This is a genomic window from Hymenobacter setariae (genome assembly GCF_007713685.1).
Taxonomy (GTDB): Bacteria; Bacteroidota; Bacteroidia; order Cytophagales; family Hymenobacteraceae; genus Hymenobacter; species Hymenobacter setariae.
Window position 1 is genome coordinate 233,493 of record NZ_VMRJ01000006.1, and the last position, 22,446, is coordinate 255,938.

Sequence of the window (22,446 nt, forward strand, 5' to 3'; positions counted from 1 at the left end):
GCATCCCGCTACGCAGTCAGTCATTTTAAGGTTGGGCACTCTGTAAAAAGCACCTAAGAGGCGTAAACTAGCTAGCGGCCGTTACGGTAGTTAACTCATTGGCAAAAGCCAGCAGCTCAGCTTCGCGGAACGCGCCACTCAGAATCTGCAAGCCGATGGGAAGCCCTTCGGCATCTTGCCCAGCCGGAATAGAGATGGCGGGCACACCCGATAGCGATGCCTGCACCGTGAAAATATCCGCCAAGTACATCGACACGGGGTCTTGTTTTTCACCTATTTTAAAGGCAGTAGTAGGCGTGGTCGGCAGTACCAGGAAGTCATATTGGCGCAGCAACTCATCGGTTTTCTCCTTGATGAGCCGCCGCACGCGCTGCGCCTTAGTGTAGTACGCATCGTAGTAGCTGGCGCTGAGCACAAACGTGCCAAGCATGATGCGCCGCTGCACCTCGGGCCCAAAACCTTGTGCCCGCGTTTTCTTGTACAGCGATTCTAAATCCGTGGCGTCGGGCGCCCGGTAGCCATACTTCACGCCATCGAAGCGCGAGAGGTTGGAGCTAGCCTCGGCCGTGGTCAGGATATAGTAAGTCGGAATCATCTCGTCGAGGTACGGGAAATCCACGGCCTCTACTACGTGGCCCTGGCTGCGCAGTGCACCTAGGGTACCTTCTAGCGCATCGTGCACCTCAGGCTGCAAGCCCGGCCGGTCGATGGCTTCTTTCAAGTAGCCAATGCGGTAGTGGGGGAGGGGCTCTAGCAAGGCACTGTAGGCAGGCACCGGCTGCTGGCTAGCCGTACTGTCCATGCCATCGGGGCCGGCCATTACTTCAAGCAGACGCGCGGCATCCTCTACCGAGTGGGTAATGGGCCCAATCTGGTCGAACGACGAGGCAAAGGCCACCAGCCCGTAGCGCGAGATGCGTGAGTACGTCGGCTTCAGCCCCACCACGCCGCAGAAAGCAGCCGGTTGGCGTACCGAGCCACCCGTATCAGAGCCAATGGAAGCAAGGCACATATCAGCCTGCACTGCTACGGCCGAGGCGCCCGACGAGCCACCGGGTACGCGGCTAGGGTCCTGGGCATTGCGCGCAGGGCCAAAAGCCGAGTTCTCGTTCGAGCCGCCCATGGCAAACTCGTCGCAGTTCTGGCGGCCGATAAAGATGGCGTCCTCGTCTAGCAGCCGCTGTACGGCCGTGCCCGTGAAGAGCGACTTAAACCCATCGAGAATGCGGCTGCTGCTTTGCAGCGAGTGGCCCTGGTATGCCAGCACGTCCTTGAGGCCAATGACCATGCCGGCCAGGCGGCCAGCCGTGCCTAGGGCCAGCTTTTCATCCACGGCGGCGGCTTGCTGGCGAGCTTCATCGGCCCACACTTCCAGAAAAACATTCAGCTCAGCGTTGCGCTGGTCGATGTTATCGAGGTAATACTCAACGAGCTGGCGGCAGGACGTAGTGCCCGCCGCCAGCTCGCGCTGGATTTCCGAAAGGGAAGAAAACAGAGGTTTCAAATCTTAAGCGTCAGGTGAAGGCTGGTCGAGGCGCGGCTTGGCACCGGGCACGCTGCCCGGTAGAGGCGTGTCGTGTGCATGCGGTGCAGGGGCTGCGGCGGGCGAATTTACGTCATTCGCGGCATTATACACCGGATGCACGGGCTCATAGCCGGACGGCTGCGTGGGCGGCACGTGGCCATACTGCGGCTGCGAGGGGTCGTAGGGCTGCTGGTAGGGCGCTTGCTGCTGCGGCGGATATTGGTTGGAATACTGATTAGGGCGCGGCTGGCCAGCATTCTCAAACTCGTTGCGAATCTCGCTGCTGGCATCCTTAAACTCCCGAATGCCTTTACCCAAGCCCCGTGCGAGCTCCGGAATTTTATTGGCACCAAAGAATATAAGAATGACGACCATAATCAGAATTAATTCGGAGCCGCCGATATCACCTAGGAAAAGCAGGGTAGAAGTCATAAGAAAGAGGGGGTAAGACGCGAGTGAATAAAAGCTAGCAACTAGGCTGCCGGGCCATTCGGATTATATGGAGCGGCTGGCGGCACTTGGGGTAGCTGGCCGGGTGCCTGCTGGCCGTAGCCAGGCTGCGGCTGGGTATAAGGCTGATGTGGCTGCGCATACGGCTGCTGAGGCTGGCCGGCGTACTGCTGGGGTTGGCCGTAGGGCGGCTGGGGTGCCGTGGGTGCCTGGTAGTTGGGGCGCTGCGGCTCATTGCTAGCATCCTTAAACTCGCGCACGCCCTGGCCAATGCCCCGGAACAGCTCAGGAATGCGCTTGGCGCCGAAGAAAAGCACCAGCACAAAGATGATAAAAATGATGGTCTTCGGATTGCTGATGAACAGCAGGGTGAGAACTAGCATGAGCAAGGAGGCTGAGCAGCCGTAGCGAGTGGAAAAACGAAGAGAAAAGGTAGAAGCCAGTATACGATAAAAGCCGTGGCACTGGACTGCTACAAAGGTATCAGTTTAGTTGGTTTTGCCCGGCACTCAGGGTTGATGACGTATTCACCAACCGCTCACTATCTGGTGCTAATTGAATTAAGGAGACCAACCTAGGAAAATAGATTACTAGATTATTCCAAGTAAATAATTAATTGAACGTTAGCACGCACATTAGATACGTTCGCAGATTAGAAGGGCAAATTCAGCGAAAAGATTCAGCAGTACTGCGCATATGTCATTCAAAACTGCCAACTTTGTATCGGTTAGCAACCTGATACTGTAATCGACCTTTGGCCGATTCGGGAAAGGGAAGTTGGCTAAGTTTGTTTTCATAGCTCAGAAAGACACCGGGTAGTGCCCGGTGTTTTTTTTGTTTTATCCCACTTAGGTTACCCCCGAGCACGCCGCAACTGTCGGCCTTCGACCACATATACCAGCCCCAAAAACAGTAGTGGCAGTAGCAAGCCCACTGCATAGCCCGCAGGTGCTGGTAGCGCCTGAATGCCAGCTTGCCCTGCTACTACTAGACTCACTGCCCCAAGCAGCCATAGCAACAGCCGACCAACTGGGTAGGGCACCGGAAAATGCCGCTCGCCCAGCCACCAGCACAGCGCGGCCATCAAAAAATAGCACGCCAGCGTGGCCCAGGCACTGCCCGTGTAGCCCAACACCGGAATCAGTACAAAATTGAGCGCGATGGTCAGCACCGCGCCGGCGGCCCCGATGTAGGTGCCATAGTAAGTTTTATCAGTTAGCTTAAACCAGACCGACAGGTTGTAATAAACACCTAGGAAAAGGTTAGCGAGCAAGAGAATGGGCACTACATCGAGGCCGGTCAGGTAGACTGGACGCCGCAGAAATAGCGGACCTACCCAACTCAAATTCAGGCTGATACCAACAAAAATAAACGCGCAGCACAGCGTAAACCATTTGAGGACCAGTGCAAACGTAGCCGGTGAGTTTTTCTCCGTGCTTTGGGAGAAAAAGAAGGGTTCGGCTGCGTAGCGAAACGCCTGAATGACCAGTGACATGAAGATGCTGAGCTTGTAGCAAGCCCCATACACGCCCACAGCGCCTAGCCGACTTAGACCCGGATAAAAGTTTTCGGGCAGCCAGCGCGGGAGCAAGATGCGGTCGAGCGTTTCGTTGACCATGCCGGCCAAGCCCATCAGCATAAGGGGCAGCGCATAGGCCAATAATGGCCGCAAAAAAGATAAATCGGGCCAGCGGAAGCGGAAGTCTAGCAGCTCACGACCCAGCAATAGCAGCGTTAGAGCCGAAGCCGCAAGGTTGGATAAGAACACGTAACCTACCCCTAGGCTCGGGTTATAGACGGCTGCCACCAGCGGCCGAAGTCCGGCCAGCAAATTTGTGGAGGAACTCTGCATCACATAAGGACACAGCACCACAAAAAACAGGTTGAGCCCAACGTAGAGTAGGATGTTTGTCAAACGGATAGCGGCAAATTTGCGCGCCTTATTCTCAAGCCGCAGCCGTGCAAAAGGCAGCGCTGCTATCGCATCAAATCCCAGAATCAGAGCCACCCAGCGAGCGTATTCCTCGTGGCCGGGCGGTAAGTCGAGCAGCCCTAGTAAGGGCCGGGCTAGTAGCGCCAGCAGCAGCGTGAGCACTACGCTACTGAGTAGCAATAGGCTCAGGGTGCGGTTGTACAACTCACGGCGGTCTTGGCCGGGGCGGTTGGCAAAGCGAAAAAAGGTAGTTTCGAGGCCATAGGTGAAAACTACATTCAGGAAGGACACATAGGCATACAGCCCCGTAACTATACCATACTCAGCCGCCGCAAAATGGGCCGTGTAGATAGGTACTAGCAGATAGCTCAGCACCCGCCCCACTATGCTGCTGACCCCATAAATGGCCGTTTGGGAGGCCAGCTTTTTCGCAATACTCATTAGCCAATGCACAGGTTTCCTGTCAGGCTAAGCGACTATGTGACTAATAGCTACTTACCTAACAGTGATAACCCTTGGTAAAATTATTTTCCGGTAAAAACGGCCGGTCGTTTTTCAAGAAATGCCGCCGTGCCTTCCTTAAAATCGGCGGTGCCAAAGGCTTGGCCAAAGGCTGCGGCTTCGGCTTCGTAGCCTGCTTCGCCACCCTGGTCGAAATAGGTGTTTACGCAGTCGATAGTAAGCCCTAGGGCGATAGGAGCTTTTGTTAATATCTTGAGTAGCATACTGCGGCAAAAGCCAAGCAGCTCGGCCTGCGGCACTACATGGTTGGCCAAGCCTAGGCGCAGGGCCTCATCGGCTTTCACTTGGTCGGCTGTGAGCAATAGCTCCAAGGCCTTGCCCTTGCCCACTAGCTGCACCAAGCGCTGCGTGCCGCCGTAGCCAGGCAGTAGTCCTAGGTTCACTTCGGGCTGGCCAAAGCGGGCGTTCTCAGCCGCCACGCGGATGTGGCAGGCCATTGCTAGCTCGCAGCCGCCCCCCAGGGCAAAGCCATTGACCGCTGCCACCACAGGCTTTGGGCTGGTTTCAAACTCCCGGAATACGGCTTGCCCACGGGCAGCCGCCTCCTGGGCTTCTGGGCCACTCAACTGGGCGAGCTCGGCAATGTCGGCCCCAGCTACGAAGGCTTTTTCACCACTGCCGGTCAGCAGAATGCCCCTCACCGCCGCATCTTGGCGTGCGTGCCTGATGGCCTGGCCTAGGTCAGCGATAGTAGCCGCATTTAGCGCGTTTAGCTTAGTAGGGCGGTTGACAGTAAGCGTAAGAATGCCGGTAGCAGCATCTAGGTCGTAGAGCAGATTATCGAATGTAGGAGCCATAGGGAAAGCGCAAAGAGCAGATACGGCCCCAAAGGTAATGTTAGGCCAGCAGCAGTGTCGTAGACTGAGTGCGGTGGTAGTGTAGCGTTAAATTAAGGAGTACTCTGATAGGACTATAGGATATTTCCTGCATATTGCAGTACCATTTGCAGCTGCATCTAAGGTAGCTAAATAGCTAACAACGATTTGGCTAAGCTATGCTAGCGCATTGCATACTTTTTTCACCCTTCATCCTTTTCACCAATGAGTATCGTTTCCGAATTCAAAGAGTTCATTTCTAAGGGTAACGTACTCGACCTGGCGGTCGGGGTAATTATCGGTGCTGCCTTCGGTAAAATAGTTTCGTCGTTGACCGATGACATCCTAATGCCGATTTTAGGTTTGGTAGTTGGTAAAATGGATTATTCTACCATTGCCATAGGGCCAATGAAAGTAGGATTGTTCATTAATGCAGTGCTTAACTTTTTTATTATTGCTTTCTGCATTTTCCTCATTGTGCAGGCCGCCAATAAATTCAAACGTCCAGCCCCGGTGGTTGTAGTTGAGCCGCCTGCACCCGTTGCCACTAAAGAAGAGGTACTATTAACTGAGATTCGTGACGCGCTACGAGCCCGGAGCTAATGCAAGAACAGTCGCTAGCTGCTTTAGGTAGTGCGCCATGCTCGCTCGCGTACTTAAGCCGGAACTTAATGAAGTTAACTGGCAGTTAGCGCCGTATCTTCGATGCACCTTATTTGTCACTTTCTCGCGTGAAAAACCTCTTCACGGCCGGATTACTGGCCAGCTCATTTGTATTGTTAGGCACTTCAGCCGCCCAGGCACAGTCAGCCACGCTTGGCGCTCCAGCAGCCAGTGAAGCTCCTGCTAAGGGTATTGACCCGGCGCGTACTCGCCGGCAGCAACAAATGACGCCTGAGGAAGCGGCCCGCGACCAGCAACTGCAAATACTTGAAGCCCGCACCGGCAACACTAGTTTCGGTGCTGCTAATGGTGGGGCCTATCGCCAGTATGATAAGCGCAACGGAGGCTTCACTGTGCGCAAGTTTAAGGCAATGCCCGGCCAAGAGAACAAACGGGGCCTAGGGCATCAAGCACCCGGCAGCATTACCAAAGGGCAGCCGCTAGTGCATAATCATGGCCGTAAAAAGAAATTCCTATTCTTCTAATCACAGTTTCAGACTTATTAGTTAAGCTGCGCAAATTTGTCTAGAAGAAGCTTAAAGCAATAGGTCAATACGACAAGAAAGGGTCACCTAGCTAGGTGACCCTTTCTTGTTGCTTAAAACTCTGAACCTGTGATTAGAGCTTACGCTTGATTTCCTGTTCTTCGAAGCCCTCAATGTTATCGCCTTCTTGGAGGTCATTGAAACCTTTGATGGAAATACCGCACTCGTAGCCTTGGCGCACCTCCGACACATCGTCTTTGAATCGTTTGAGGTCCTGGATTTCGCCAGTGTGCTGTACAATGCCATCGCGTACCACCCGCACGCGGGTCTTGCGAGTGAGCGTGCCATCCGTCATCATACAGCCGGCAATAGTACCAACTTTGGTGATGTTGAACACTTGGCGAACTTCGGCGTTGGCCACTATCACTTCGTGCAAGGTTGGCGCCAGCATGCCTTCCATCGCATCCTTCACCTCATTGATGGCGTTGTAGATGATGGAGTACAGGCGTACGTCAATCTGCTCTTGCTCAGCAAGGCGGCGTGCGCTCTGCGAGGGCCGCACCTGGAAGCCGATAATGATGGCGTCGGAAGCCGAAGCCAGCAGTACATCGCTTTCCGAGATGGCACCCACCCCTTTGCTTAGGATGTTCACCTTCACTTCGGGAGTGCTCAGCTTCAGCAGCGAGTCGGAGAGTGCTTCTACCGAACCGTCCACGTCGCCTTTAACCAGGATGTTGAGTTCTTTAAACGAACCGATAGCCAAGCGGCGGCCAATCTCGTCAAGAGTAATGTGCTTCTTAGTACGGATGCTCTGCTCGCGGGCCAGCTGCTGACGCTGGGTGGCCAGTTCGCGGGCTTCACGCTCCGTTTCCATTACCTGAATGCGGTCGCCGGCCTGCGGTGCACCCGTGAGGCCAAGTACCTGCACTGGAGTAGCTGGGCCAGCTACTTTCTTTTTCTTACCGCGATAATCGGTCATGGCTTTTACACGGCCGTAGTGCGGGCCAGCCAGTACCACGTCGCCTACGTTCAGCGTACCGGTCTGCACCAATACTGTAGTCACGTAGCCGCGGCCTTTGTCTAGCTCGGCTTCGATTACCGTACCTACCGCGTTGCGGTCGGGGTTGGCTTTTAGGTCGAGAAGTTCGGCTTCGAGCAATACTTTTTCAAGCAGGTCTTCTACACCTAGGCCCGACTTAGCCGATACCTCTTGGCTCTGGTACTTACCGCCCCATTCTTCTACCAGAATGTTCATCTGCGAAAGTTCTTCGCGAATTTTCTCTGGATTAGAAGTTGGCTTGTCAACCTTGTTGAGGGCAATAACAATCGGTACCCCAGCAGCTTGAGCGTGGTTGATAGCCTCTTTCGTCTGAGGCATCACTGAGTCGTCAGCCGCGATTACGATAATAGCAATGTCAGTCACCTTCGCACCACGAGCACGCATAGCCGTAAAGGCTTCGTGACCAGGCGTATCAAGGAAAGTGATAGGTGAGCCCGATTTAGTCGTTACCTCGTAAGCACCGATGTGCTGCGTGATACCACCCGCTTCACCTTTTGCTACGCTAGCGCTCCGAATGTAGTCGAGCAGCGACGTTTTACCGTGGTCAACGTGACCCATGATAGTCACGATGGGAGCACGCGGCTGCAAGTCTTCGGGGGCATCAGTCAGGTCAATAGCCTCTTCGTCTTCTTCGGCCGAGAGGAACTCTACGTCGTAGCCAAACTCATCGGCAATAACCGTGATGGCTTCGGCATCAAGACGCTGGTTGATGGATACGAACATACCCATACCTAGGCACACCCGAATTACTTCGTTCACGTTCACGTCCATCAAAGACGCGAGGTCGTTAGCCGAAATAAACTCGGTGAGTTTGAGAGTTTTGGCATCAAGCTCGTTTTGGGCACGCAGAGCTTCGCGCTCTTCGGCAGCCATGCCACGCTTGTCGCGGCGGTAGCGGGCACGGTTGGCAGCGGCGTTGTTTTTGCCACCGCTCAGCTTAGCCAGCGTAGCCTTGATTTGCTCTTGAATCTGCTTGTCGTTCTGCTCAGGCGTAAGCGCAGGTTGGGGTGCGCGGTTGTTGCCTTGGCCCTGTCCACCCGGGCGGTTGTTCTGACCGGGGCGATTGCCCTGACCTTGACCGCCGGGGCGATTGCCTCCTTGACCTTGCTGGCCGGGAGCACCTGCCGGGCGGTTGCCTTGATAGCCACCACCTTGCTGGCCCGTACCAGGGCTAGTGTTGGCGCCGCCGCCCGGCTGGCCGGGGGCAGGTAGACGCTGACGCTTCTTCTGGTTGTTGTTATTGCCAACGCCACTCTTGCGCACATCAGACGAAGCCACAGGGCGAGGTCCACGGCCACCTGGGCCACGACGGCTCGAGTCAACTGGCAACTGAATTTTGCCTAGTACTGTGAGGCCCTTCAGTTGGTCAGCCTTAGCCGTAATAGTACCTTCTTCGGCAGCTGGTGCTTCGGCCGGAGCCGTAGGTGCAGCTGGGGCCGAAGCTACTGGCGCTGGTGTAGGTGTTGGTGCAGCAGGAGTTGCTGCTACAGGTGCTGGAGTAGGCGCTACCGGTGCAGGGGCTGCAGCAGGCTCTGGCTTAGCAGCAACTGGCTGTGCTGCGGGCGCAGGGGTAGGGCGCGGGGCTACTGGAGCTGCAGGCTGAGCCTGTGCTACTACAGCAGGCCGCGGTGCCGGAGCTGGGGCCGGGGTAGCTACAGGTGTAGGTGCTGGAGCCGGCGTAGCGGGACGCGGAGGTATAACACGGCCTTTGCTATCCAACTCAATCTTGCCTAGAACTTTTAGGCCAGGAGTTTTAGGTGCTTCAGTTACCGGAGCGGCTGGGGCAGCTGCCGGAGCCGGAGCTGGCTGGGCCGCCACAACTGGTGCTGGCGCCGGAGCTGCAACGACCGGAGCTGCTGCCACCGGTGCAGCTACTGGCGTAGGTGCAGGTGCTGCTGCTACAGGAGCAGGTGCCGGCTTAGGAGCTGGGGCGGGCGCGGCTGGCTTGGCCACAGCAGCTTGTGCTTGGGCATTCAGTTCGCTCTGGCGGCGCGCCTGGGTGTGGCGCTGCGCTTCCTGCTTGTCCTGTGCCGAGGCGGCAAATTCTTTTTCCAATAAAGCCACCTGCTCGCCGGTGAGCTTGGTGGTGGGCTTATTTTCTACCACAATCCCCTTGCGGGAAAGGGTCTCGACGGCCCGGTCGATACCGATGTTCAGGTCTTTGGCCGCCTGAATAAGCCGTTTCGGGGTTGCTTCCGCCATTCTATAAAGTCGCGAACGATACGTTCTTGGGTGCAAAGGTAAAGATTAAATCTGGCCAGCAGGCTATAAACCAAGCCTACTGGCTCGATTTAATAATATCCCTGCGGGCGGTTGGCCCCGGCCCTCATTGGGCGGCCGGAGCGCTGTCGGGGGTAGCTGAAGCTGCAGGAGCCGCTTCGTCGGTCGGGAGGTCGTCGTCGTCCGCAAATTCTTGACGAATAATGCGGTATACATCGTCCACCGTTTCTTCTTCTAGCTCGGTGCGGCGCACGATGTCGTCCTTTTTTACAGCCAACACAGCGCGGCCCGTGTCGAGACCAATTTTCTTGAGCTCGGTGATTACCCAAGCGTCAATTTCATCGGTAAACTCGTCGAGCGCGATATCTTCTTCGTAGTCGGTGGCTTCGCGGAAGACGTCGATTTCCATGCCTACCAGGCGCGAAGCCAACTTGATGTTAGCACCACCCCGGCCAATGGCCAGACTCACTTGGTCTGGCTTCATGAACACGGAAACCCGGCCAGTTTGTTCACTGATTTTCATTGAACCTACCTTGGCTGGGCTCAAGGCCCGGGCAATGAACAGTTCTAGGTTATCAGTGTAGTTGATGATGTCGATGTTCTCGTTCATCAGCTCGCGCACTACTGGGTGAATGCGGCTGCCTTTCATACCCACGCAGGCACCTACTGGGTCGATACGCTCGTCGTAGCTTTCTACGGCTACTTTGGCGCGCTCGCCGGGTTCGCGTACTACGTTTTTGATGGTGATGAGGCCATCAAAGATTTCGGGTACTTCCTGCTCGAACAATCGCTCGAGGAAGGCCGGGGCGGCGCGGCTCAGAATAACCTTAGGCGTGCCATTCACCACATCTACGCGGTGCACTACAGCGCGTACGGTGTCGCCCTTGCGGTAACGGTCTTTCGGAATTTGCTCGCTTTTGGGCAGTACTAGCTCGTTCTCATCCTTGTCCAGAATAAGAGCTTCGCGGCTCCATACCTGGTAGACTTCGCCAGTGATGATTTCGCCTACGAGGTCCTTGTATTTCTGATATAGGTTGTCGCGCTCCATGTCCTTTACGCGCTGAATCAGCGTCTGACGGGCTAGGAGTACAGCACGGCGACCAAAGTCCTCAATCTTGATGGGCTCGGCTACCGACTCACCAATCTCAAAATCAGGCTCAATCTTTTGGGCTTCGTTCAACGGAATCTTGTCGAGGTCCCAGATGTCCTCCGAGTCGTCGTCCACGATTTCGCGGTTACGCCAAATCTCTAGGTCGCCATTGTCGGGGTTGATAATCACGTCGAAGTTGGAGTCGTCCTCAAACTTCTTGCGAATCATCGTCCGAAACACGTCGTCGAGGATAGACATCATCGTGGGCCGGTCGATGTTGCGGCTCTTGGCGAACTCCTGAAAGTTCTCGATGAGCATCCGGGCGTTCAGGTCAGCCGCCGCTGCGGCGACTTCCTGTGGGCTAGGGGTTGCTTTTTTAGCCATGAGAGATAATTTTTGGCCGCTAGCTTCGGGCTAGCAACTGTTAGCTTTTTGGAAATAGACAGCAGGTTGGGGGCCAGCTGCTTGCGTCGAGCGAAAAGCTAACAGTTGCTGGCTGTTAGCTGACAGCTTACTTAAAGGAGATAACAACTTTTGCCTCCTTAATGTCCCCAAAAGGAAAAAAGGCAGCAGGTAGAGTGGTCTTCTTCGACTTTACTTTAATAACTTCTTCCAGCTCAATGCCTTCGGGCGTGACGGCAGTAAGCGGACCCGTTTTTTCGGTGCCATCAGCCAGCTTTAGGGCGAGGCTGCGGCCAATATGGCGCTGGTACTGGCGCGGGTCGGTGAGGGGCTGGTCGGCGCCGGGCGAGGTCACTTCGAGCGAGTAAGCTGCCTCTTCGCCATACGCCTCTTCGAGGCCGCGGTTGAGGCGGCGCGTCACCTGGGCACACTCTTGGATGCCGAGGCCGTTGGGGCCGTCGAGAGTAGCAGTGATTTTGGGCATCACTGAGTCGGAAACGGTCAGGTCAACTACGTATAATCCGCTGTCGCCGAGGGCATCGGCTAGCAGCTGTTGAATACGGTGGCGGTCAAATTGGGCCATGGTGGGCGGGGGGTAGGACAAAAAAAGAGGGGACTGCGCGTCCCCTCTTTTCAGATTGAATACCAATTTCGAGTGCAAAGATACAGATTTACCTGGGGCTTTGCAAGTGGTAAGCGATTGACCTGGGCAAGCCGTCGCTCCTAGGTGCTTGTGAGCCGACGGTGAAGGCTGCGGACAGGCACCTAGGCATTAGCGTACCTCGAAAGTGCGTACAAAATCCTGAGCGGCTGACAATACTGTAACGTCGGCCTCGGTACCATGATGCCAAGTTAGCCGTGGCTGCACAGATGTATGGTAACGGCCCACTGGCAGCGGGGCGTTAAGGGCATGGCTATTGAAGGGATATGCATTGGGATATTTTGACGAAGCCACCCACGGAATGGTAAAGCTGCGTGCGCTATGAGCCGCCACGACTACGTACATATTATACGTTAGGCTCATACTAGTATAAGGCTTGCCTACTAAGCTCAACTGCCCGTTGTCATCGCGGGATACTTCCATGAAGTGCGCGTAATCGAAGACGGGATTATTGAAGTAGACTTCCTGGTCGGTATCGTTGCGCACTTCGTAGCGGAGTACGATAGCTTCGCCAGGCGCAAAAACAGCGGTTTCCTGTCCTTGCTCATTCAATACAAGGTAAGTCGCACTCACTGGTTGGTGAGGAGCTTCCGCTTCTTTTTTGCAGCTAGTGAGACAGCCTAGCAGCGCAGCAAATGGATACAGTAAAATGTAGAAGTTTTTCACGTAAAGCGGGTTAGAAAAGTCAGTAAGGTGTTTATGAACAGAATATTGTATAAAGCCTTGGGCTAGTGACGCCAGCGTTGACTGCGGTCGTAGAGCAGCGCCCCTATACTTAGCATCACCTGGCTAGTGCGTTGATGGAAATTTTGGGTTTGGCCTAGATAGGTTACCTCGCGGGTGTAGGGTGTCAAGCTATGCTCGTAGCGAAGGCCAAAGTCTAAGCGCCAAACTTGAAATCCGAACCCCACCTGGCCTAGCAACTGCCCGCGCTCGACAGCGCCATACAAACTGCGGTATACTTCAGCAGTAGAGGAGGTGCCACTAGCACTCTGCCGCTGTTGTAAGGCTAGGACTGGCCCCGCTAATGCGTAGAAGTGCGGCCCTAGGTGCCTGCCTACCAGTGCTGCCACCTCGGCCCGCCGAATGCGATATCCGAAGGGAGCGTTGCTAGCTGGCTGATAGCCTGGGTCACTAGGCGAGCCTGCATCACCAGGATAGTTGAGTGGGTAGGTACTGCTGAGTGCACTAGTGTAGGCTAGCTCGAGCTGCGCAAACATGGAGCCCTCACCTAGCCGAATGCGGGCGTAAGCGCTGTAGCGGTTGCCCGTATCATCGAAGCGCACGGAGCTGGGAGAGGTTTGCAACTCGTAGGTACCTAGCTGCAAGCCCGACTCGCGTGCCCAGCTTTGGCTGACGTTGAAGCTGGCGGCCAAGCCAATGACTTCGACGCGCTGCGCCTGGGCCACCGAGGCCATGCACAGTGCGACAAATAGCGAAAAGAAAGCGTAGGAAAAGCGCATAAGTAAGGGCTGGGTGGAGGTAGAGTGAGTTGTAAAAGGACCTAGGGCAAGCTACCGGCCCAGGCAAAGCCCAAGGCGTAGGTTGAGAGCTAGGGTGGGGCCGCTCGCCCCGAGGTAATAAGTGGACGTAGCAGCTCCTGAGCTAAAAGCGAAGGGAATACCAGCATTAAAGTCAAAAAAGCCGTGACTGCCTAGGCGACGTTGCAAGCCATATAGAATGGCGCCATCAAAGCGGGCAAATGGCCCACTGCGGTTGTAGAAAAGGAAAGCAGTTTCGTGTGCTTGCCGGCCAAACCCTCCACCTAGGGCCACCGAGAAGTAGTTACCCGCAAAGTTGCCCGCACTCTTACCCAGCCGTAGGCGTCGCTCTAGGTTGTAGTAGTAGCGGCCCGCTACCTGTGCCCGAGCACAGAGTGCTTGCTCGTGGCTGGCCGTGCCTACGGGCGAATAGCTTAACCAATAGGGACTAATTTCGACTAGTACCGACCACGGTGCCCGTAGCTTGCGCTCATAGCCTAGGTGCAGGCCATAGCGGCCGTAGCGCACGGCACTCGGTACGTTACTGACCTCGCGCGACCAGTTGGCTGGCAGTAGTAGCAGATTATTGAGCCCAAGCTTCCACAGTTGCTCTTCTTGCACCTGCACGGGTGGGGCGGTGGTGCTGGCAAGCGGCGGCGCGGTTAGCACTTCCTCCGCATGCGTAGTAGTGGAGTCAAGTGGGGTTTGGGCGGTGGCAGGCTGGCTAGCACTGAGCCAGGTCAGCATACCCATTGCTAATCCAAACCCGGATGGTAGCAGGCGACGGTAGGGAATTGCCATTTAGGGATGTGAAAGCAGCGCGCCCGCCGACGGCTGTAGCGTGAGAGAAGCGTAAGTAGTAAGGATGCGGACGAGCGGGCGGCGCTCAGCGCCAGTGCTACGCCACGAGGTGCGATTGCCGCCGGCATCGGGGTAGGTGGAGGGCACGCTAAGGGTGCCATGGTTGGCAGCCAACTGGTAGTTGAACTGGGTGAGTGGGGGCGGCAGCATCGTTATTTCGGTGCGTTCGGCATCTATGTTAATGCCAGTTAGCTCGGGGGTGGGCTCTAGCCGAATGCTGCCATAGCGGTTGCGAATGGCATAGCCGCCCGCAATAGTCTTGAGCACGAGCGCCGACTTTTCGGCTTGGCACGTGAAGGCTAGCTGCAGGTCGCTGCCCGTCAGGTCGGCGTAGTGCACAGTAGCATCGAGACTGCCGCGCAGTTGGCGCAATTCCACTTGGCCAAAGTCCTGAGTCAGCTTTTGCCGGCCTGTCAGGCCTATTAGCTGCGTTTGGCCGTAAGTGTTAGCTACTTGTAAGGCATTGGCAGCAGGCATAAATATAGTGTAGTCGGCCCGCAGGTCGCTGGCGGGCGCTGGGGTCCCGGCGGCTAGCGTTTGGTAGTTAACCAAGTCAATAGCCCCCGCCTGCGGGCTGATGCGGTACTGCGCAGTCGGCAGGTCTTTCTCGGCCACAGCCCGCTCGGGGTGGCGGGCACTGAGGCGCAGCACTACGCGTAGGGTAGGCTGGTCCCAGCCTTGCACGCGTACGGTAGCTCGGTCGGCGCGAATACGCACTACTGTACCCGCAGGGCAGTCCAAGGTTTGCGACACGGTGCGAGTCACTACCTGTACCGTGCGTGGAGCCTGCGCCCAAGCTGGCCCCACCATGAGCCATGCTACCAACAAGCCCCAGCCGCTAAGCCAAGTAAGGGAAAGCTGCTTCATGAGGTGAGGAGGTGAATAAGCTCGCGCGTGACGGTTGCTTTCAAAATCGTGACTTGCACTTGCTGCCGCACGAGCTGCGGCGTCTCGCCGCGCGCCTGCGTTTGGGCGCGCAGCAAAGCTTCTTGCCTCTGCAGCGCGGTGAGCTGCGCCCGCAGCTTCTGAAACTGGCCAGACTGGCACACCTGCGGCAGCGAGGTGCAGTGTGCTTCGATAAAAGCTTCGCCTGCAGCCTCTAGTGGCTCGGTGGCGGGTAGGGGCGGAAGGGCTGGCACAGCCGGCAGCGGCGCTACCGCTACGGCCGGCGTGCGGGCAGGCTGCCGCAGCCAAGCTAGCCCCGCCACCAACAGCAGCAGTATGGAAGCCGCCACGCCGAGCTGCCAGGTGCGCCGCCGCTGCTGCGCTGGCCACAGCGGCACTGGCACAGCGGCTTGGTCTAGGCGATTGGCGAGGTGGAGCCATGTGTCGGCGGCTGGCTCATGGCTGGGCAGGTGGGGCAAGGCATTGGTAATGGCCTGCTCACCGGCTAGCTGTGTTGCTAGGATATCCCAGCCGCTGGGGTCGGGTTCATGGAGGGGCAATTGGCTGATGGCTCGTGCCAAGTGCTGCTGGCCATCCGCGTCGGGCGTTGGGTAAGAGCTCATGGGTGAAGCGAGGCTAATTTGAGTTGCAGCAGGCGCTTGGCTTGGTGCAGTTGCGACTTGCTAGTGCCCTCCGAAATGCCGAGTAGCTCAGCTACTTCGCGGTGCAGATATCCCTCAACTTCGACCAAGCAGAACACGGCGCGGTAGCCAGCCGGCAGCTCGGCAATAGCATTGGCGAGGGCTTCGCCGGTCAGGTTATCCTGCCAGGGTACTAGGGGCTCGCGGTGGCGCTCCTGGTCATACACTTCCATGCGCTGCTCGCGGCGCAGCGTCTGCAATGCCGTGTGCACCACAATGCGGCGAATCCAAGCTCCTAGGGTAGCTTGCTGGCGAAAGGTGCCCACTTGCTGAAATACCGCCATAAACGCATCCTGCAAGGCATCTTGAGCCAAAGCACGGTCGTTAAGAATGCGCAGCGCACAAGTAAACATGGCTGTTTTATAGCGTAGGTATAGCTGCTGCTGAGCCAGGCGGTCCTGGGCCAGGCAGCCAGCTAATAGCTGCTGCTCATCGCTCAAACTAAAGGGAGGGGGAGAAAGGGGCACAGTGCGCAGCTTTAGCTTAAAGTGATGCAGCTCTGCCTAAAGGTTGGTCGGGTACGCTATAATAGTTTTATTATAAAATAAGTATCTGGTTTTTAAGGGAATAAATTTATATATCTAAGCGAGAGGACCCGCGCTTCTGCTGGTTTGGCAGTGCACGGGCCCTCTTGGCAAATGAAGGCGGCCTAATCAGCTACCTAGGGTTTTGTTAGCTCAGTAGCCCACCGAGGCATCGTCGCCTCTAGGGTCGGCGCCGCCTTCTAGCTGCCCGTTAGGCAGCACCCGGATGAGGTCGAGCCGGCCCCACGGTGCCCGTGGCTTTGGATTATAGCCCTTTTCCTGGAGCGCTTTCTCGGCCTCGGGCGAGAGAGCGCCAGCCTCTACATCAAGCTGGTCGGGTAGCCACTGGTGGTGCAAGCGCGGGGCCGAAACTGCTTGCTCGGCATCGGCGCCATAGTCCACGATGCTGAGGATGGACTGCAACACACTGTTAATGATAGTGCTACCGCCTGGCGAACCCGTCACGAGGGCTAGCTTACCGTTTTTAGTGAGGATGGTGGGCGTCATGCTGCTGAGCATACGCTTGCCGGGGGCAATGGCATTGGCGGCGCCTCCTACCAAGCCGTACATATTGGGCACCCCAGCTTTCGAGCTGAAGTCATCCATCTCATTATTAAGCAAGAAGCCAGCGCCAGCTACCACTACTTTGCTGCCGTAAGCGCCGTTGAGGGTTGTGGTGCAGCTCACGGCGTTGCCCTGCGCATCGACGATGCTATAGTGCGTAGTTTGGTCACTTTCGTAGCGCGGCAAGCCAGAACCGGCCGCGATGCTGGTGCTCGGCGTAGCCTGGCCATCGGTGCGGATGGTTGTAGCGCGCTGTTTGTTGTAGTCTTTTGCCAATAACTGGGCCACTGGCACCTTTCCAAAGTCGGGGTCACCTAGGTAGGTAGCGCGGTCGGCATAGGCCCGGCGCTGCGCCTCCGTGATAACGGCCACCGCGGCGGGGGTGTGGTAGCCCAGCTTGCTTAGGTTATAGGGTTCCAGCATTTGCAGCATCTGCAATAGGGCCACGCCACCACTGCTCGGCGGCGGCATCGTGATAACGTCATAGCCACGGTACTGGCCATGCAGGGCGGCGCGCCACTTGGGTTGGTAGCTGGCAAGGTCTTGCTGAGTAATGAGGCCGTGGCCCTTGTTTATTTCGGTCAGCAGCAGCTCGGCCGTTCTGCCTTGGTAAAAGCCGGCGCGGCCCTGGTCCTGGATGCGCTGAAGCGTGGCCGCGAGCTCGGGCTGCTTGAGGGTGTCACCCTTTTGCCAGGCCGTGGCGCGCACAAATACGGGTGGCGAGCCAGGGTTATATTTCGTGAAATCAGCCTGGGTACGGTTGAGACCTGCCGCTTCTTTGTCGGTAAGGGCTACGCCGTAGCGGGCTAGGCGCACGGCCGGCGCAACGAGCTTGGCCCAAGGCAGTTTGCCGAGCTTTTTGTGCAGCGCCTCCATGCCGGCTACTGTGCCGGGCGTGCCCACCGCTAGCGGGCCAGCGGTGCTAAGGCCAGGTACTACGTTGCCGCTGGCGTCGAGGTACATATCGCGGCTGGCGGCAGCGGGGGCCGTTTCGCGAAAGTCTAGGGTGCCGGCCGTGCCGCTGTGGTCGCGGTACACAAGAAAACCGCCGCCGCCAATATTGCCGGCCACTGGCAGCACCACGGCCAACGCAAACTGCACGGCCACGGCTGCATCGTAAGCATTGCCGCCCTGCTGCATAATGTCACGGCCGACTTTAGAAGCTACGGGGTGAGCCGATACTACTAGCGCGTGCTTGGCTACCACGGGCGCGGCCGCTGGTGGCAGCTGGTCGGCCACAGCGCTGGTGGACTTAGCTGGGCGGGCAGGCTTGGCTAGCTGCCCTAGCGCGGGGCTAGCCAAGGTGGCCACCAGCAAACCAGCTCCGCAAAAACGAGTAAATAATTGCATACTGCAAAGTAGGCACCGCGGCTCGGCTATCGGGCGGCTGCCTACCTTTGGATGTCCCTATTTTTTCCTTGCTTATGTCTGCCGACGACCAGGCCCCTGCCACCGTATCTCCCGCTCCCTCGCTGACGCTCACCCAGGAAGACTCCTGGCTGCAGCCCTACGAGCCTGTGCTCTTGGCTCGCCAGCAGCGCTTGGCCGACCGGCTGGCTGTCATCAAGAAGGAATACGGCTCGCTCAGCAAGTTTGCCTTGGCCCACCAGCGCCTAGGGCTGCATTACGACCCGCGCCGCCGCGGCTACGTGGTGCGCGAGTGGGCGCCGGGCGCCGAGGCCATGTACCTAGTGGGCGACTTTAATTTCTGGAACCGCGAGGCCGACCCGTTGCACAAGGACGAAGCTACCGGTATCTGGGAAGGCTTTATTGCCGATGATGAGCACGGCCGGCGCCCGACCGCCGGCTCGCGGTATAAGTTGCACGTGGTGGCCCACGGCCACGGCAAAGACCGCCTGCCCGCCTACTTGCGCCGCGCCGTGCAAGACGAGCACAGCAAAGACTACTCGGCTCAGCTCTGGGTGCCCGAGGCACCGTTTCAATGGACCGACCAAACGTTTCGCATAGCTAACGCCACCAAGGGCCAGCCACTCATCTACGAAGCGCACGTGGGTATGGCGGTTGAAGAGGGCCGCGTAGGCACCTACCGCGAGTTTGCCGACCACGTGCTGCCCCGCATTCAGGCTGATGGCTACAACTGCGTGCAGCTAATGGCCGTGCTGGAGCACCCATACTACGGCTCGTTTGGCTACCACGTCGCTAATTTTTTCGCCCCTAGCTCCCGCTTCGGCACCCCCGAAGACCTGAAATACTTAGTGAATGAAGCGCATAAGCGTGGCATCGTGGTGCTGCTCGACCTAGTGCACTCACATGCTGTGAAAAACGAAGCCGAGGGCCTGGCCGACTTCGATGGCTCGGGCAACCTCTACTTCCATAAGGGCGACCGTGGCAACCACCCCGGCTGGGACTCGAAGCTATTCGACTATGGCCGGCCCGAGGTGCAGCAGTTCTTGCTCAGCAACCTGCGCTACTGGCTCGAGGAGTTTCACTTCGACGGCTTTCGGTTCGATGGTGTCACGTCGATGCTCTACCACCACCACGGCGAAGGGCACGCGTTTGGGGGCTACGACAGCTACTTTGGCCCGCAGGCCGACGACGACGCTATTCTCTACCTCATGCTAGCCAGCACGCTGGTGCGCGAGTTCAAGAAGTCGGCCATTCTGGTAGCCGAGGACATGAGTGGCCTACCCGGCCTATGCCGTCCCATTGCCGATGGGGGTGTGGGCTTCGACTACCGCTTAGGTATGGGCTTGCCCGATTTTTGGATTAAGACCCTCAAGCACAAGCGCGACGAAGATTGGGACCTAGGCGAGCTCTGGCACCAACTTGTGAACCGTCGCCAGGGCGAAAAAACGGTAGCTTACGCCGAAAGCCACGACCAAGCATTGGTGGGTGATAAAACACTGTCGCAGTGGTTGTTTGGCGATGCCATCTACCACCACATGCAAGCCAGTGACCCCGATGGCGGCGCGGCGCGAGCGCAAGCTTTGCACAAGCTCATTAGACTCATTACGCTGAGCGCGGGCGGCGAGGCTTACCTCAATTTTATGGGCAACGAGTTTGGCCACCCCGAGTGGATAGATTTCCCGCGGGCCGGCAACGACTGGAGCTACCACTACGCCCGCCGCCAGTGGAGCCTAGCCGACAACCCCGACCTGCGCTATAGCCAATTACTAGCCTTCGACCAGGCCATGCTGGGCTTGGCCCGCCAGCGCCAGCTCTTATTAAAAGGCCCCGCCCAACTGCTCAACATCGACTACGGCAACAAAATTATCGCCTTCGAGCGGGCCGGGCTGGTGTTTGTATTCAGCTTCAACGTGAGCGAAAGCTTCTTCGACTACGGCATTCCGGTGCCCGCCGTGGGGCGCTACCGGCTGGTACTTAGCTCCGACCGGCCTGCATTTGGCGGCTTCGACCGGCTCGACGAGTCTGTGATTTATGACACCCTAGGGGGCGGTGGCACCCCCGAAGCGCCCCGCCTGCGCCTATATGTGCCCAGCCGCACGGCCCTGATACTGGCAAAGGGTTAGGCAGTTGATAGATAGCAGAATGGGTACTGAGTGTAATACATAGCATATTACACTCAGTACCCATTCTGCTATCTATCAATTTCTTACTCGCGCTTTCGCCCGATGCTGAGGCGGTAGATTGTTTCCGTCAAGCGCTTGGCGCGAATCTCGGGCGTTTTGGCACCTTTGAGGTAACGCACATAAGAGCGCTGCTCAGGCTTGGTCAGGCTTTTAAAAAAAGTACTAGCGGCGGCATTCTCGCCTAGGCCAGCTGCTAGGTCGTCGGGTAGGTTCACCACGCGCTCGCTGAGGTCATGGCTGAGAGCCACGTGCAGCACATCGCCCACGGTTTTGCCTACGGCGCGGCGCACCTCGCGGGGCACTACTAGGGCGTAGTAGCCATCGCCGAGCGAGGTCAACTCGCCTTGGTAGGGAAAGCCTTCTATGGCTGTTTGCACGGGTAGCTCGTCCTTGGTGCCATAGACCTCGGCTACCGAGAAAGGCACGACTACAAACACATCGCCCGTGCGCGGGTCGTCTTCGAGCACCGCTTCAAATTCTTGTTCAAAATCTGTCATCAGCCGTAAAATTAACTTGCACTGTCGCTTGAGCGTAGCTGCGCAGTGCGCAAGGCCTGCGCCACAGCATCGGCATCGGCAGCGGCCACGGTGCGCACCACGTCAGATGGCAGGCCTAGGTCGAGGCGCAGACGGCGCGCTAGCTCTGGTGTCTCGGCCAAAATAAGGTCGGCGCGGTGCAGGGCCTGGCGTTGCAGCTCGGCTTGCCAGCTGGTGGCAGTTTCGAGCGAATCGGCTTCGCCCGCTGCCAATGTGGACACGTGCAGCACCAGCGGCTGCCGGGTGCGGTAGCGCAGTTCTTGCGCCGCTAGCCAAGTAGGCCAGGCCGGCGCGTAAATAGCCGCAAACGGTGCCTGCGCCAATGCCACCGGCACCGCAAAGCGTGCGTACTGAATAACTTGAAAATTCAGATTTGGCGCCTCAAATGGCTGGCTCACTACCCTAGGTTCTGTAGTACTATCGCTGGCCTCGGTAGCTGGCGGCTCACCGACCGTAGCAGCGTAGTAAGAAGCCTCATCTTCAAAGTCGGTAGCGAGCTTTGGTTCCTCTAGCGGCAAGGGTGTGCGTAGGGCTGCTAGGTCTTCTGACCAGCCCGCATGGGCAGGCCCTAGAGGTTCGGTCAGCGGGGCCTGCGTGAGAAGTGCTTCTTCAGGCGACGGCTCATCTAGCAAGCTAGGGGCTAGGTCTGCTTCTGCATCGAGGGCCGGCACCGGCGGCTCGGTCAATAGGTAATCGGGCGCCAGAATTGGCAACGCTGGTAGTGGTTGCTCAGGTTGGTCCGCGGCCGGTAGGGTAGGGGTAGGTGCTACGAAAGCATCTATTTCTAACTCGAGAGCCGTTGACACTACTTGGGGCTGGGCACTACCTAGGTCATCTACTGGAAGGGCTTCGCCATTAATACCCTCTACTTGGCTACCTAGGTAGGGGGCGACGGGCAGAGCCGCACCACCTTGCCAAATAACTCCGGGTAAGGTTTGCTTGCTTAACTCAGTAAGCTCGGGCAGGCTAAAGCTGCTGAGGCGGAGCACGCGCACCGCCGACCAAGTGAGCGGCGCAGGCGCTACTGCGTCCAGAACTGTAGGCACTGTAGGAGCTGGCAGCGCCTCTGGCGAAGTACCTAGGGGCGGCAGAACTGTTGGTGTAGACTCTTGCGCTGGTAAATCTGGTAGTACGCTGGGCGTAGTGGAAGGCGCTTCAAGGACTTCTGACGCGGCGTTGTCTGCTTCCAGTTTTGGCTGTACTTCGCTGGCCGCTGCGAGCACGGGCGGCGCGGCCTCTTCCGTGGTAAGGGGCAAAAAATCTTCCTGCGTGGGTTCGCCCGTAGCGGCGGGCACCAGCACCACTACCGAGTCGAGTGCCTGAGTCGGGGCTTCGGTAGCTTCTACCACCGCTCGCACGGCGGGGGCGGCTTCATCCCAGGCTAAAACCAAGACGGCAACGGGAACGGCAGCAGGCAAACTCATGGACGGCAAATGTGCCTGCGAATAACGGTGCTGCGAAACGCAATTCCGTGGCTGGCCTCAGAATATTACTATAACCTAGGCGCTCCAAGCAGG

General features: G+C 57.5%; 19 protein-coding genes and 1 pseudogene. 3 read left to right on the forward strand and 17 right to left on the reverse strand.

Going from position 1 to position 22,446, the window contains the following annotated elements; genetic code table 11:
- Positions 1-67: 67 nt before the first annotated feature.
- The 5 genes and pseudogenes from gatA to FNT36_RS21735 form a co-directional block, all read right to left on the reverse strand.
- Entirely contained in the window at positions 68-1,504 is a 1,437-nt protein-coding gene (gene gatA / locus FNT36_RS21715; RefSeq protein WP_144852068.1) for an Asp-tRNA(Asn)/Glu-tRNA(Gln) amidotransferase subunit GatA, read from the reverse strand.
- A gap of 3 nt (positions 1,505-1,507) precedes the next feature.
- The gene (locus FNT36_RS25950; protein ID WP_144852069.1) at positions 1,508-1,957 is read right to left on the reverse strand and encodes a Sec-independent protein translocase subunit TatA/TatB; all 450 of its coding nucleotides are present in this window, start codon (positions 1,955-1,957) and stop codon (positions 1,508-1,510) included.
- A gap of 242 nt (positions 1,958-2,199) precedes the next feature.
- Positions 2,200-2,358: pseudogene (locus FNT36_RS25705) on the reverse strand (Sec-independent protein translocase subunit TatA/TatB); the annotation flags it as partial.
- A gap of 470 nt (positions 2,359-2,828) precedes the next feature.
- Positions 2,829-4,349, reverse strand: a complete 1,521-nt coding sequence (locus tag FNT36_RS21730; protein ID WP_144852075.1) for a lipopolysaccharide biosynthesis protein — start codon at positions 4,347-4,349, stop codon at positions 2,829-2,831.
- Positions 4,350-4,432: 83 nt separating this feature from the next.
- The gene (locus FNT36_RS21735) at positions 4,433-5,227 is read right to left on the reverse strand and encodes an enoyl-CoA hydratase/isomerase family protein (protein WP_144852078.1); all 795 of its coding nucleotides are present in this window, start codon (positions 5,225-5,227) and stop codon (positions 4,433-4,435) included.
- A gap of 243 nt (positions 5,228-5,470) precedes the next feature.
- Here FNT36_RS21735 and mscL point away from each other — a divergent pair, with 243 nt between their 5' ends.
- Positions 5,471-5,848, forward strand: a complete 378-nt coding sequence (gene mscL / locus FNT36_RS21740) for a large conductance mechanosensitive channel protein MscL (protein WP_144852081.1) — start codon at positions 5,471-5,473, stop codon at positions 5,846-5,848.
- Positions 5,849-5,976: 128 nt separating this feature from the next.
- Positions 5,977-6,393 carry a hypothetical protein gene (locus FNT36_RS21745; protein ID WP_144852083.1) on the forward strand — a complete coding sequence of 139 codons (417 nt, stop codon included), beginning with the start codon at positions 5,977-5,979 and terminating at the stop codon, positions 6,391-6,393.
- Positions 6,394-6,526: 133 nt separating this feature from the next.
- Here FNT36_RS21745 and infB read toward each other — a convergent pair whose 3' ends face one another.
- From infB to ggt, 10 genes are all read right to left on the reverse strand, one after another.
- Positions 6,527-9,655 (reverse strand): translation initiation factor IF-2, encoded by a 3,129-nt coding sequence (gene infB, locus FNT36_RS21750; RefSeq protein ID WP_144852086.1) that lies wholly within the window; start codon positions 9,653-9,655, stop codon positions 6,527-6,529.
- A gap of 124 nt (positions 9,656-9,779) precedes the next feature.
- Positions 9,780-11,093 (reverse strand): transcription termination factor NusA, encoded by a 1,314-nt coding sequence (nusA, locus tag FNT36_RS21755; RefSeq protein WP_144852533.1) that lies wholly within the window; start codon positions 11,091-11,093, stop codon positions 9,780-9,782.
- Between the two features lie 181 nt (positions 11,094-11,274).
- The gene (locus FNT36_RS21760) at positions 11,275-11,769 is read right to left on the reverse strand and encodes a ribosome maturation factor RimP (protein ID WP_233636137.1); all 495 of its coding nucleotides are present in this window, start codon (positions 11,767-11,769) and stop codon (positions 11,275-11,277) included.
- Positions 11,770-11,937: 168 nt separating this feature from the next.
- Positions 11,938-12,378 carry a hypothetical protein gene (locus FNT36_RS21765; RefSeq protein ID WP_233636138.1) on the reverse strand — a complete coding sequence of 147 codons (441 nt, stop codon included), beginning with the start codon at positions 12,376-12,378 and terminating at the stop codon, positions 11,938-11,940.
- A gap of 176 nt (positions 12,379-12,554) precedes the next feature.
- A complete protein-coding gene (locus FNT36_RS21770; RefSeq protein WP_144852095.1) occupies positions 12,555-13,289 on the reverse strand; it encodes a hypothetical protein in 735 nt (244 codons plus the stop codon).
- A 51-nt stretch (positions 13,290-13,340) separates the two neighbouring features.
- Positions 13,341-14,108 (reverse strand): hypothetical protein, encoded by a 768-nt coding sequence (locus FNT36_RS21775; protein WP_144852098.1) that lies wholly within the window; start codon positions 14,106-14,108, stop codon positions 13,341-13,343.
- The gene (locus FNT36_RS21780) at positions 14,109-15,035 is read right to left on the reverse strand and encodes a hypothetical protein (RefSeq protein ID WP_144852101.1); all 927 of its coding nucleotides are present in this window, start codon (positions 15,033-15,035) and stop codon (positions 14,109-14,111) included.
- Positions 15,032-15,676, reverse strand: a complete 645-nt coding sequence (locus FNT36_RS21785; RefSeq protein ID WP_144852104.1) for a hypothetical protein — start codon at positions 15,674-15,676, stop codon at positions 15,032-15,034. Before FNT36_RS21785 ends, FNT36_RS21780 begins: the two co-directional genes overlap by 4 nt.
- Positions 15,673-16,221 carry an RNA polymerase sigma factor gene (locus FNT36_RS21790; protein WP_144852106.1) on the reverse strand — a complete coding sequence of 183 codons (549 nt, stop codon included), beginning with the start codon at positions 16,219-16,221 and terminating at the stop codon, positions 15,673-15,675. The genes FNT36_RS21785 and FNT36_RS21790 overlap by 4 nt, the downstream gene beginning before the upstream one ends.
- 210 nt (positions 16,222-16,431) lie before the next feature.
- On the reverse strand, positions 16,432-18,192 hold the full coding sequence (gene ggt / locus FNT36_RS21795) for a gamma-glutamyltransferase (RefSeq protein ID WP_144852109.1): 1,761 nt from the start codon (positions 18,190-18,192) through the stop codon (positions 16,432-16,434).
- 74 nt (positions 18,193-18,266) lie between these two features.
- Here ggt and FNT36_RS21800 point away from each other — a divergent pair, with 74 nt between their 5' ends.
- A complete protein-coding gene (locus FNT36_RS21800; protein WP_144852113.1) occupies positions 18,267-20,333 on the forward strand; it encodes an alpha-amylase family glycosyl hydrolase in 2,067 nt (688 codons plus the stop codon).
- A gap of 83 nt (positions 20,334-20,416) precedes the next feature.
- Here the strand turns inward: FNT36_RS21800 and FNT36_RS21805 are convergent, their stop codons facing one another.
- Together FNT36_RS21805 and FNT36_RS21810 are read right to left on the reverse strand one after the other, a co-directional pair.
- Positions 20,417-20,890, reverse strand: coding sequence for a YdeI/OmpD-associated family protein (locus FNT36_RS21805; protein WP_144852117.1), 474 nt, complete (start codon positions 20,888-20,890; stop codon positions 20,417-20,419).
- 11 nt (positions 20,891-20,901) lie between these two features.
- The gene (locus FNT36_RS21810) at positions 20,902-22,347 is read right to left on the reverse strand and encodes a glycosyltransferase (RefSeq protein WP_233636139.1); all 1,446 of its coding nucleotides are present in this window, start codon (positions 22,345-22,347) and stop codon (positions 20,902-20,904) included.
- Positions 22,348-22,446 lie beyond the last annotated feature (99 nt).

Coding starts and splice junctions, on each gene's coding strand:
- FNT36_RS25950 (WP_144852069.1), bottom strand. CDS start 1,957: ATGACTTCTACCCTGCTTTTCCTAGGTGATATCGGCGGCTCCGAATTA.
- FNT36_RS21730 (WP_144852075.1), bottom strand. CDS start 4,349: ATGAGTATTGCGAAAAAGCTGGCCTCCCAAACGGCCATTTATGGGGTC.
- FNT36_RS21735 (WP_144852078.1), bottom strand. CDS start 5,227: ATGGCTCCTACATTCGATAATCTGCTCTACGACCTAGATGCTGCTACC.
- mscL (WP_144852081.1), top strand. CDS start 5,471: ATGAGTATCGTTTCCGAATTCAAAGAGTTCATTTCTAAGGGTAACGTA.
- infB (WP_144852086.1), bottom strand. CDS start 9,655: ATGGCGGAAGCAACCCCGAAACGGCTTATTCAGGCGGCCAAAGACCTG.
- FNT36_RS21770 (WP_144852095.1), bottom strand. CDS start 13,289: ATGCGCTTTTCCTACGCTTTCTTTTCGCTATTTGTCGCACTGTGCATG.
- FNT36_RS21775 (WP_144852098.1), bottom strand. CDS start 14,108: ATGGCAATTCCCTACCGTCGCCTGCTACCATCCGGGTTTGGATTAGCA.
- FNT36_RS21780 (WP_144852101.1), bottom strand. CDS start 15,035: ATGAAGCAGCTTTCCCTTACTTGGCTTAGCGGCTGGGGCTTGTTGGTA.
- FNT36_RS21785 (WP_144852104.1), bottom strand. CDS start 15,676: ATGAGCTCTTACCCAACGCCCGACGCGGATGGCCAGCAGCACTTGGCA.
- ggt (WP_144852109.1), bottom strand. CDS start 18,192: ATGCAATTATTTACTCGTTTTTGCGGAGCTGGTTTGCTGGTGGCCACC.
- FNT36_RS21800 (WP_144852113.1), top strand. CDS start 18,267: ATGTCTGCCGACGACCAGGCCCCTGCCACCGTATCTCCCGCTCCCTCG.
- FNT36_RS21805 (WP_144852117.1), bottom strand. CDS start 20,890: ATGACAGATTTTGAACAAGAATTTGAAGCGGTGCTCGAAGACGACCCG.